The 10,582-nt window shown below is 50.6% G+C and carries 10 protein-coding genes; 7 read left to right on the top strand and 3 right to left on the bottom strand.

Going from position 1 to position 10,582, the window contains the following annotated elements; genetic code table 11:
• Positions 1-19 precede the first annotated feature (19 nt).
• Both ABGA49_RS01155 and ABGA49_RS01150 read left to right on the top strand, forming a co-directional pair.
• A complete protein-coding gene (locus tag ABGA49_RS01155; RefSeq protein ID WP_347665000.1) occupies positions 20-448 on the top strand; it encodes a hypothetical protein in 429 nt (142 codons plus the stop codon).
• A 5-nt stretch (positions 449-453) separates the two neighbouring features.
• Positions 454-1,014, top strand: coding sequence for a sigma-70 family RNA polymerase sigma factor (locus ABGA49_RS01150; protein WP_061500019.1), 561 nt, complete (start codon positions 454-456; stop codon positions 1,012-1,014).
• A 13-nt stretch (positions 1,015-1,027) separates the two neighbouring features.
• On the opposite strand, the gene ABGA49_RS01145 is transcribed toward ABGA49_RS01150, so the two are convergent.
• The 3 genes from ABGA49_RS01145 to lysC all read right to left on the bottom strand — a co-directional run bounded on the left by ABGA49_RS01145 (position 1,028) and on the right by lysC (position 4,097).
• Positions 1,028-2,329 (bottom strand): glycoside hydrolase family 10 protein, encoded by a 1,302-nt coding sequence (locus tag ABGA49_RS01145; protein WP_347664999.1) that lies wholly within the window; start codon positions 2,327-2,329, stop codon positions 1,028-1,030.
• Between the two features lie 7 nt (positions 2,330-2,336).
• On the bottom strand, positions 2,337-2,624 hold the full coding sequence (locus ABGA49_RS01140) for a VF530 family protein (protein WP_347664998.1): 288 nt from the start codon (positions 2,622-2,624) through the stop codon (positions 2,337-2,339).
• A gap of 111 nt (positions 2,625-2,735) precedes the next feature.
• Positions 2,736-4,097, bottom strand: coding sequence for a lysine-sensitive aspartokinase 3 (lysC, locus tag ABGA49_RS01135; protein ID WP_061495768.1), 1,362 nt, complete (start codon positions 4,095-4,097; stop codon positions 2,736-2,738).
• Between the two features lie 531 nt (positions 4,098-4,628).
• Here lysC and ABGA49_RS01130 point away from each other — a divergent pair.
• The 5 genes from ABGA49_RS01130 to ABGA49_RS01110 all read left to right on the top strand — a co-directional run bounded on the left by ABGA49_RS01130 (position 4,629) and on the right by ABGA49_RS01110 (position 10,530).
• On the top strand, positions 4,629-6,014 hold the full coding sequence (locus ABGA49_RS01130; RefSeq protein ID WP_347664997.1) for a diaminobutyrate--2-oxoglutarate transaminase: 1,386 nt from the start codon (positions 4,629-4,631) through the stop codon (positions 6,012-6,014).
• A gap of 11 nt (positions 6,015-6,025) precedes the next feature.
• Entirely contained in the window at positions 6,026-7,486 is a 1,461-nt protein-coding gene (locus tag ABGA49_RS01125; protein ID WP_347664996.1) for an aspartate aminotransferase family protein, read from the top strand.
• 383 nt (positions 7,487-7,869) lie between these two features.
• Positions 7,870-8,325, top strand: coding sequence for a hypothetical protein (locus ABGA49_RS01120; RefSeq protein WP_061495774.1), 456 nt, complete (start codon positions 7,870-7,872; stop codon positions 8,323-8,325).
• Between the two features lie 182 nt (positions 8,326-8,507).
• Complete coding sequence (locus tag ABGA49_RS01115) at positions 8,508-9,464, top strand: D-2-hydroxyacid dehydrogenase family protein (RefSeq protein ID WP_134318194.1); 957 nt, start codon at positions 8,508-8,510, stop codon at positions 9,462-9,464.
• A 388-nt stretch (positions 9,465-9,852) separates the two neighbouring features.
• Positions 9,853-10,530: a hypothetical protein gene (locus ABGA49_RS01110; protein WP_061495778.1), complete on the top strand. Its 678-nt coding sequence runs from the start codon at positions 9,853-9,855 to the stop codon at positions 10,528-10,530.
• The last annotated feature ends 52 nt before the right edge of the window (positions 10,531-10,582 follow it).

Here is a 10,582-nt window from a genome sequence, read left to right as displayed (position 1 = left end):
GTTATGAGGTAAACACACAATGAGAGAGTTTGGTATGCATGGGCATCATTGCGGTCGCCGGTTTGGCGGTCACCGATTTGCGAAACCACTGGTGATTGGCGTCGTGTTGCTGGTCGTTCTCGGCCTGGTGGTGATGTCGCTCTGGAATGCCGTTCTTCCGGCGATTGTCGGCGTGAAAACGATAGGCTTCTGGCAGGCGCTCGGGTTACTGGTGCTGTGCCGCATTCTGTTTGGTGGTCTGGGTTTCCGTCCGGGAATGTTTGGCCGGCACCGTCGCATGCATGAACGCTGGATGCAAATGACGCCGGAACAACGTGAAGAATTTATTCGTGCCCGTCATGAAGGATTTGGCCGTCATGGTCATCGTGGTCATTGTGGCTGGCGCGGGCGTGAAGAGGAGGCTGAAAAAAACCAAACCGCCAATCCCAACACGCCGGATGCTGAGTGAACCTGATGAAAAGCGGCATAGCGAGGGAGTCGTTGCTGATGTCGGCGCTCAGTGCCTGCCGTGCGCGGCTGAGCGCGTTCATCCGCGGACGGACCTCCGGGCGTGATGATGCTGAAGATATTTTGCAGGAAATTACCCTGCAATTAATCAACGTTGAACAGCCGGTGGAGAACGTTGCCGCCTGGCTGTTCCGTGCAGCGCGCAACGAGATGACCGATCGCGCGCGGAAAAAACGTGAGCTTCCGTTATCCGGTTTTTTGAGTGACGACGAGGAGAACGATTTTCCGGAAGATGAAATTGCGGAAACCCTGTTTGGCGTGGCGCAAACGCCGGAAGAGGAGTACCTCAAAACCGTGTTATGGGCAGAGTTGAACACAGCGTTGGGAGAGTTAACACCGGAACAGCGGGATGTCTTTGAACAAACGGAATTGCAGGGCTACAGCTATAAAGCGCTGGCAGAAGAGACCGGTGTTAGCGTCCAGACACTGTTATCCCGCAAACATAAAGCCGTGCTCTATTTGCGAACACGGCTACGTAATCTCTATGATGAACTAATGGAAAGCTAATCTAATTAACACCTTAACCCCCCCAGCGGCTTTTGATGTAATTGACGGCTTGCTGGGTTTGCGGCTGATTAAGAAAATCTTCCCGGAACAGGATCGTGCCGTTAATTTGCGGCACGGTTTCGTTCAAATCGAGCTGTTTTTTCAGCTCCGGCACGCCACCTTGTACCGTCCAGTCAGGCTCTTTTGCCGATGGTTCGCCGACTTTATACAGCGCCACGCCGATATAAAGACGCGTGTTGGTCGGTTTCACCACCTCTGCCCACCATTTTGCCAGCACGTCATAACGGGCGGCATCACGCGAGAAAGGCCAGTACAACTGTGGAGCAATATAATCCAGCAGGCCCAGTTGCACCCAGCGGCGCGTATCGGCAAACGATTCGTCGTACGCGGCGGCGCCTCGTGTATCTGAACCGGCCGGGTCGAACGAGCGGTTGCGCCATACGCCAGCAGGACTCACACCAAATTCGACATTGGGGTTTAGTTGTTTGATGGTGCGCGAAACCTGCTCAATTAACTGCTGCGTATTGTTCCGTCGCCAGTCCGCTTTTGAGGCAAATCCCTGACCATATTTCCTGAAGGTGTCATTGTCATTCAGGGGAGATCCCGGGGTTTCTGTATAGAAATAGTCATCGAACTGCACACCGTCTACCGGATAATGCGACACCACTTCGGCCACGATACTGGTGATCCAATCTCGCGCCTCCGGTATGCCAGGATCGAGTACTAAGCGATCGCCCGCCGTGCGGATCCAGTCACGGTGCAAAACAAAAACGCTGGCGGGGTGCAGCGGCAATGTGCGGTTGAGTTCGGCGATGGTGCTTGGTTTGGTGTTCACCGACACACGATAAGGGTTAAACCACGCATGCACTTTCATGCCGCGTTTGTGGGCTTCGTCCAGCATGAATTGCAGTGGATCGTAACCGGGGTCTGCGCCAATACTGCCGGTCAGCATATCTGACCAGGGCAAGATTTTTGAGGGCCACAAGGCAGTACCATCCGGTTTGACCTGGAAGAACACCGTGTTGATGCCAAGCGCTTTCAGTTTGTCCAGCTTCTGTCGCAGGGCGTCCTGCTGCTGGCGGATGCGCACGGAAGCGCTGCTGCCATTAACCGAGGTTAATGGTGGCCAGTCGAGACGCGACACGGTCGTCAACCAGACGCCGCGTACCGTTTCGTGGCTTTTTTTCGTTTGGGTCGGTAGCGGTTGTTTTGCCACCGGAGGAAGCGGGGTAATGAGCGACTTGGGAGGACGGGAAGCGCAACTGGCCAGTAACAGCGCGGTGGCAATCAGTACGCCTGATTTTTGTAGCAACATCTGAGTATTAACTCTTCTTTATGCGACTGTTGGCCCACGGGTTAAAGGTGGGCTCATCCGCTTTTTCAGGGACGATATCTTCCAGGGATTCAAGATACAGCGCTTCAACTTCGGCGCGTGCCCAGGGAGTCCGACGCAAAAACTTCAAACTGGATTTAACGCTGGGTTCGTTCTTAAAGCAATTGATATTGATCCGTTTACTCAAGGCGAGCCAGCCGAAACGGGCCACCAGCGCATTGACTTGCATTTCAAGCGTAATGCCATGCAAAGGATCTTTTGAAGCGTGAGCTGCCATGTGGAGTCCGGTCATGTCAGATTGTGATAACAGGCTTATCGCCGGAAGGTTACAAGAAAGCAGAAGGCCCGGCAACGGGCGGTTAATCAACCCGCCCGTTGCCGTGGGGTGTTATTCAAACAGACTGCGGTGCAGCGTCTTTATCGCACTGTCTGCGGAGTCTGCCGGAAGCAGGAAACAGAGATTGTGGCTGGACGCGCCATGACAAATCATCCGCACCGGGTGGTTTTCCATGCCGGCGAAGACCTGCTGACAGATCCCTGCGGCGCGCGAGAGCGCGTTGCCAATCAGGGTGACTAATGCCAGGTCGGCTTCCACTTCGACGCGGCAATGGGATGACAGTTCAGTCAGCAACGAGGTGGTTAGCGTGTCTGCTTCGCCGGATGTGGCGCCGGTTGCGTTCAGGATCAGTGCGATACTCGTCTCGGAGGTGGTCACTAAATCCATCGCCACATGATGGCGCGATAAAATCGCAAACATGTCGGCCAAAAAAGCGTGGGCAGGTTGTGCATTTACGCTGTGTAATTTCAACAGTGTCTGCTTGCGGCGAACGGCAAGGGCACGATAATGCGGCGGATTCTCAGCATTGCAGCAGACGCGGGTTCCTCCTGCGGATGGGTCTTTGCTGGAACCGACAAACACCGGGATGTTCTTACGCATTGCCGGCAGTAAGGTTGCCGGGTGCAGAACTTTGGCGCCAAATGTCGCCATTTCGCTGGCTTCGGAAAATGAAATTTCATCGATACGCTGCGCCTGAGGAACAATTCTCGGGTCAGTGGTATAGATCCCTGCAACGTCGGTCCAGATATCCACACGGTTCGCCTGCAAGGCTTCACCAAGTAACGATGCGGTGTAATCGCTGCCGCCACGGCCCAGTGTCGTCGTGTGTCCTGCCGCATCACTGCCAATAAACCCTTGAGTGATGATTAATGCCTGTTCAAGGCGCGGGCGCAACTGCTTCTCTGCCAGTTCCGCAATAGCACTAATCACCGGTTCGGCGCAGCCGAAATGATCATTGGTGCGGATGACTTTGCGTGCGTCGAACCACTCTGTTTCAACACCGCGTTCACGCAGGACCTCAACAAACAGCAGAGAAGACATCAGCTCCCCATGGCTCACCAGCGCATCACTGAGTGCAGCGGACGGCGCGCTCGCGGCCGTTTCCGCAAGGCGGCTAATGTTCTCAAGGAGGTGATCGATTTCCTGGCCGATAGCCTCAGGCTGTTTCAGGCGAGAAATAATGTTGTGCTGGATAGCGCGCAGGGTGTCAATTTTATCCTGGCGGTCGCGGCTTTCGAGGCCTGCGGCAAGCTCGACTAACAGGTTGGTCACACCTGCAGAAGCAGATAACACAACCAGACGGACATGGTGATCGGCAAGAATAATGGCGGCACTGCGGTTCATCGCGTCAAAGTCGGCTACGCTGGTGCCGCCAAATTTGGCAACGACGATGTGTGGATAAATGCGTGTCATAACAATCTCATATCAGGGCGCCATCAATTAATGGCATGAAAATTTTCATTTCGGCATAAGGGTAGTTGACTGTTTGGATGGGAAACCCCATTGATACAGCAACTTACGCCTTATGAAATGTCCGCCCGCGAACATTTCTGATTACAACCCAGGAGCCTGGCTCCTGTTGTCAATAACCTGTCTGGCCTGTGACAAGTTACCGGGATGATGCGTATGAGTGGCTTAACTTAAATTGTTTGTTTCCTTTTGTTTCACCGTGCGGAGAATTTACCGCGGGGCATAGTAAGTGATTTAACCCGCTGAATCGATATTTTCCTTACGATTTGCCTGTAACCAATGAAAAAAAATATTTCAGGTGATCGTTATTGTTGTTATTTGTTGATTTTAAACGCAAATTTTGTGAAGGATTTTATAAAAATAAAATATTGAGTCCGCTGCTAAAACAACATATATTAGCCGCGTTTTTTGTAGGCCCCCCTTAAACCTTTTATTCAACCCGGTGTTAAACATACTCCCGGTTGTAGGAGTGATATGATGACGGATAAAGTCCGTATTGATACTTTGAGTGCTAATTCATTACCGCAGAGCAATGAAACCTTTTTAGCAAGACAAGCTGAGTTTGAATCTAACGTCAGGAGCTATCCACGCAAGCTGCCGCTGGCTATAGCCAAAGCGCAGGGCGTCTGGATCACCGATGTTGAGAATAAGCAGTATCTTGACTGCCTGGCGGGCGCAGGGACTCTGGCGCTTGGTCATAATCATCCTGAGGTGCTTCAAAGCATTCAAAGTGTCATTACCAGTGGCTTACCGTTACATACGCTCGATCTGACTACCCCACTGAAAGATGAGTTCTCCTCTTATCTGCTGTCCTTGTTGCCGGGTCAGGGCAAAGAGTACTGCCTGCAGTTTACCGGTCCGTCCGGTGCGGACGCTGTTGAAGCAGCGCTGAAGCTGGCGAAGAAAGTGACAGGCCGTTCTGGCGTGATCAGCTTCTCTGGTGGCTATCACGGGATGACGCACGGCGCGCTTTCCGTTACCGGCAACCTGTCGCCGAAAGAAGCAGTAAACGGCATGATGCCGGAAGTGCAGTTTATGCCTTATCCGCATCAGTACCGTTGCCCGCTGGGCATTGGCGGCGAAGCTGGCGTTAAAGCATTAACTTACTACTTCGAAAACCTGATCAACGACGTTGAAAGCGGTGTACGTAAACCGGCGGCAGTGATCCTTGAAGCAGTGCAGGGCGAAGGCGGTGTGAACCCGGCACCGGCTGAGTGGCTGCAGCGTATCCGTAAGGTGACGCAAGAGCACGGCATTATGCTGATCCTCGACGAAGTGCAGGCTGGTTTCGCGCGTACTGGTAAACTGTTTGCCTTTGAGCACGCAGGCATTGAGCCGGACATCATCGTGATGTCCAAAGCCGTTGGTGGTGGTTTACCGCTGGCTGTCCTCGGTATCAAAAAACAGTTCGATGCCTGGGCCCCGGGTCACCACACCGGTACGTTCCGTGGCAACCAGCTGGCGATGGCTACCGGTCTGACCACGCTGAAAATCCTGAAAGAAGAGTGCATTGCCGATAAAGTCGCCATTCAGGGCGAGTGGCTGAAAGGCAAACTGGCGGAACTGCAAAAACGTTTCCCGGTGATTGGTCACGTGCGCGGTCTGGGTTTAATGATTGGTATTGAGATCGTTAAACCGAACGAAGCGAAGGATCACTTGGGTTGCTACCCGGCTGATGGCGAACTTTCTGCACTGTTGCAGAAAAAATGCTTCGAAGCGGGCCTGATTCTGGAACGCGGTGGCCGTAACGGTTGCGTACTGCGTCTGCTGCCATCCCTGCTGATCACCAATGCAGAGCTGGAAGTGTTCCTCGATAAATTTGAAAGCGCACTGCTGGGCGCTGGCGTTAAGCCTGTTTAATCGGAGAGTGCATGTCTGATTTAAATCCGATTCTGTCCGGTTCTGCGCAGAGTATTGCCGCCTATCAGGACGCCATTGAGCAAAGCACCAAAGCGGTGGTTCAGTGGTTGCAACAACCTGAGATGTATCAGGGCAAGAGCGTTGAGCAACTGCGTGAGCGTATCAATTTAGCGTTTACCTCTGAGGGCCTGGGTAACCAGGCCGCCATTGAGCGCGCCGTTGAGTATTTCCTCAAAGACAGCCTGTCTGTTCACCATCCGCAATGCGTGGCGCACCTGCACTGTCCGAGCCTGGTGATCAGCCAGGCGGCGGAAGTGTTGATCAACGCCACCAACCAGAGCATGGATTCATGGGATCAAAGTCCTTCAGCTACGATCATTGAGATCAAACTGATTGAATGGCTGCGTGAGCAGGTCGGATATCAGGCGGGCGATGCCGGGGTCTTCACCAGCGGTGGTACGCAGAGCAACCTGATGGGGCTGATGCTGGCGCGCGATGCGTTTTTTGCGCGCCAGGGGCACTCGGTTCAGCAGAACGGTCTGACCGGTAATCTCAGCAAAATCAAAGTACTCTGTTCTGAACATGCGCACTTCTCGGTGCAGAAGAACATGGCGCTGATGGGGCTGGGTTATCAGTCCGTTACGCTGGTGAAAACCGATGCATTCTCGCGCATGGATGTTAACGATCTGGCGGCGAAGCTGGCGGAGGCGAAAGCCAACGGTGAGCAGGTGATGGCAATTGTTGCTACCGCCGGGACCACAGACGCAGGTGCGATTGACCCATTAGCGCAGATCGCTGCACTGGCGGCCGAACACCAGATCTGGTTGCATGTTGATGCAGCATGGGGTGGGGCGTTACTGCTCTCTGAGAAGTATCGTCACTTCCTGAATGGTCTTGAGTTAGCGGATTCCGTCACCCTGGACTTCCACAAACAGTTCTTCCAGACCATCAGCTGTGGCGCTTTCTTGCTGAAAGATGCCCGTCATTACCAACTGATGCGCTACCAGGCCGCGTACCTGAACTCTGACTTTGACGAAGAGCACGGCGTACCGAACCTGGTGTCTAAGTCACTGCAAACAACGCGTCGTTTTGATGCCCTGAAATTGTGGATGGGTCTCGAAGCACTGGGTAAAAAGCAGTATGCCGAAATCATTGATAACGGTGTGACGCTGGCGCAGCAGGTTGCGCAGTTCGTGGCTGAACAGCCGCTGCTGGAACTGGTTATGCAGCCGCAACTGGCCAGTGTTCTGTTCCGTTTCCGCCCGGAAAACCTCGATATTTCTGCTGTTGCGTTACTGAATCAACGTATCGGTGATGCGCTGCTGGCGTCAGGCAGTGCAAACGTGGGTGTCACGGAAGCGGATGGCGTCACTTGCCTGAAACTGACCTTGCTGAACCCGACGGTTTGCCTGGAAGACGTAAAAGTTCTGCTGGCAAGTGTGACCGCGTGCGGGATGCAATTGCACGCCTGATCGCTCCAGTAAATGATCAAAGCCGACAATAGCGATGTTGTCGGCTTTTTTTATGCCGTTTATTCCTGATATATTCTGTAGCAAGAATAATAATTCCATTATTTCCTATGCCCGTGGATTAATTGATCTTTACAAAAAAGATCAGCAATGAAATTGAGATTTTTAAGTTGGCAGTCTAATTTTTATCATGAGTGTTATACCCGACCTGCCAAAAGTCTTTATCCGTATCCTGTGTGTTAATTCAGGAGAATATTATTTTTCTGCAATTTTCCCAGGTCGTGACAGCAATTTTTACTTGAGAATTTCAGAAAGCAATCTGAAATAAATGACCTTTATTGAGAAATTAAAGGTCTCGTCGGTAATAGGTAAATAAGGAAAAGATAATGGGAAAGACAATATTTTTTATAGGCGATGATCATGATACCGATGGATGGATAACCACCGGCTGGGAATCGGTTTCGAAAAGCATAGGTAAAGCGCCATTTGTCCTGCTGCTGGAGGTGCCATTTGACGCTAAAAATGGGATAACTGCGGAGGATTTGGATACTATCCTCGAAGATAAACCCGACGGTAAAGATGCAACAACGCTCAATGCCGTATGGCATGACAGTTACAAGGCATACGGTTTTGATGCTGCGGGCGGGCCAACCTCGAAGAAAAGACAGGACGGGCAAGCAGAGAATATTAACTTCTTTGTGAATAGTTTTTCGGAGACGAAATCTCAAACATATTTCGTGGTCATCGTAGGAGACTATCATCTTCAGCCTGATGGTTGGACGCCACTTCAGCAGTATGATTATGGTCATGACGTGAAAACAGTATATGCACCAACACCATAGCCATTCTGGGGTTAAATAAATAAGCTCATGCACGATAAGTCATATTTTTAACCTCACCTTTCTGCGTTATTACTGCAGGTAAGGTGAGGTATTTGGTTAATTTGTATTGAATTAAATCCTTATTTGTCGCACGATAATTGATGACATTGATTATCCCTACATTTAAGGAGAATCTTTACCCGATGGCTATTACTATTTTAATACCCGATGACTATCAATTTGCAACCGCGCATCTCGATTTTTTACACCAGAATGCGCGGTTTCACTGCGTTGCGTTGGGTGACATGAGTAAAGATCCGCAAACGGAGAAGCAATTAGCGGATGCCGAAGCATTAATCCTGATCCGTGAAAGAACCGTGGTTGATGCGGCATTTCTGCGTCGTGCACCTAACCTCAAAGTGATCAGCCAGACTGGTAAGCTGGCGCGGAATGTTGATATTACCGCCTGCACACAAGCGGGGGTTGCGATTGTTGAGGGCTCGGGGTCACCGATTGCACCGGCAGAATTGACCTGGTTGTTGATCATGGCATCGCGAAGAAAATTAATCCCATCCGTAAACGCCATGGCAGCCGGTCGCTGGCAAACAGATATTGGCAGTGCGGTGAATAACCAGACGCTGGGTATTCTGGGCTACGGAAAAATTGGCAAACGTGTTGCTACCTATGCAACGGCATTTGGTATGAACGTCCAGGTGTGGGGGAGCAAACGCGCGCAGGAAGAGGCCCGATCTGCCGGATTACACGTACCCGTTAGCCGGGAGCAATTTTTTGCTTCCTGCGATGTGCTAACTGTTCATCAGCGGTTGGTGGCGGAGACCGAGGGCAACATTACCCCGGCGGATTTGTCATTGATGAAAACTGATGCCTTATTTGTGAATACCAGCCGTGCTGAACTTGTCCGCGAAGGTGCGCTTTATGATGCGTTGATTCAAGGGCGACCCGGCTTCGCGGCCCTCGATGTCTATGAGCATGAACCCATTTACGATCCCAATAACCCTTTTTTAAAGCTGCCCAACGTGTTGTGCACACCGCATTTAGGCTATGTGGAAAAGGAGAGTTACGCACTCTATTTCAGGGCTGCGTTCGATAACGTAGTGCGCTTTTTTGACGGTGACACTACGCATGTCATAAATATTTAATGGATCCTTGGGATCCATAACAAGTGGTAGCCTCCACATCGGTTCTGGATTTTATTCTGCCAGAGCAAAATCTCTTATCTTCATAAAATCTGTGAAGTTCCGGTCTTACATGCGGGGCAGGGGAGGCCTGTCTCGGTGTGGGTATACATTACCCATTAGCACAATTGATCGTAACGATCTGGAAATTAGTTTGTGTTGTATTCTAATGTGACTATTAATTTAAATTGACTGCAAAATAGCCGCTCGTATTTTATTTTTAACTTAGCAAAGATATATCCTTTTCATAATAAGGGGGTAAGCCTATGGAATAAAAAAAATAAAATATATTTTATATATAATATTCAAGATATTTGTAAATTACACTACCTAAGCAATAAGGAATTACATCATGAGTACTTTAATTAGATTTAATCTGACAAATCAGAGTAACACCCTGCTGGATTTTTTCTTTTTCCAGGAGCCCGCTGTATATATCGGCGGAAGTCATGTGTATTCAAATAGTATCCAGAATATTTCTCTGGCACCTTATTCTTCCAGCAGTAGTACTTATACTTTTCTGATTAATATGCAGTTTTATGCTGGCGCTCAGCAAAGTAATACCCCGCCGGTGGTAGGGCAACAATCTGGATTTTTATCTGCTATTCGTGCAGTCGATCTGACACCAGCGACAACCAGCAATGCGCAAAATAACTCAACAACGCTTTCGTTGAGCCCATTTGGACTCAGCGCTCCGGTGGCTGACACCACTGCGCAGGCAGGGTCATTCCGCATTGTTTCGCCGGTATTTAACCCGAATCTAACAAATATCAACGCGGGATCGGCGGTACAGCTGGCGGATGGTTCGGTGGTGTTATCTAACTTTACCACTGTGCTTCCCAACCAGAATCTGGACTGTCAGCCGATCCTTAAATATTACATTCAAACCGGGTCATATCAGGCCGGGACCGTGATGAATTTCACCAGTTCATCATTGACCGCGGCGTTATGTGATGCCACAGGGGGTGAAACCACCTTTGATGTCTCGTATAACATCGATGGAACATGGACTGTTAATCCGAGTTGTTAAATAGAGGCAGTATTTTTTATGCGTCTTGCTGTTAATCCATGTCCGAAAGGCA

The organism is Kosakonia sp. WA-90 (assembly GCF_039871955.1).
GTDB lineage: Bacteria > Pseudomonadota > Gammaproteobacteria > Enterobacterales > Enterobacteriaceae > Kosakonia > Kosakonia oryzendophytica.
The sequence above is the reverse complement of the archived record's forward strand: the minus strand, read 5'-3'. Positions and strand labels throughout refer to the sequence as shown.

Excerpts from the sequence above, each read along its gene's own strand:
- ABGA49_RS01115 (WP_134318194.1), top strand. The coding sequence starts at position 8,508 with ATGGCTATTACTATTTTAATACCCGATGACTATCAATTTGCAACCGCG.
- ABGA49_RS01140 (WP_347664998.1), bottom strand. The coding sequence starts at position 2,624 with ATGGCAGCTCACGCTTCAAAAGATCCTTTGCATGGCATTACGCTTGAA.
- ABGA49_RS01145 (WP_347664999.1), bottom strand. The coding sequence starts at position 2,329 with ATGTTGCTACAAAAATCAGGCGTACTGATTGCCACCGCGCTGTTACTG.
- ABGA49_RS01110 (WP_061495778.1), top strand. The coding sequence starts at position 9,853 with ATGAGTACTTTAATTAGATTTAATCTGACAAATCAGAGTAACACCCTG.
- lysC (WP_061495768.1), bottom strand. The coding sequence starts at position 4,097 with ATGACACGCATTTATCCACACATCGTCGTTGCCAAATTTGGCGGCACC.
- ABGA49_RS01120 (WP_061495774.1), top strand. The coding sequence starts at position 7,870 with ATGGGAAAGACAATATTTTTTATAGGCGATGATCATGATACCGATGGA.
- ABGA49_RS01125 (WP_347664996.1), top strand. The coding sequence starts at position 6,026 with ATGTCTGATTTAAATCCGATTCTGTCCGGTTCTGCGCAGAGTATTGCC.
- ABGA49_RS01155 (WP_347665000.1), top strand. The coding sequence starts at position 20 with ATGAGAGAGTTTGGTATGCATGGGCATCATTGCGGTCGCCGGTTTGGC.
- ABGA49_RS01150 (WP_061500019.1), top strand. The coding sequence starts at position 454 with ATGAAAAGCGGCATAGCGAGGGAGTCGTTGCTGATGTCGGCGCTCAGT.
- ABGA49_RS01130 (WP_347664997.1), top strand. The coding sequence starts at position 4,629 with ATGATGACGGATAAAGTCCGTATTGATACTTTGAGTGCTAATTCATTA.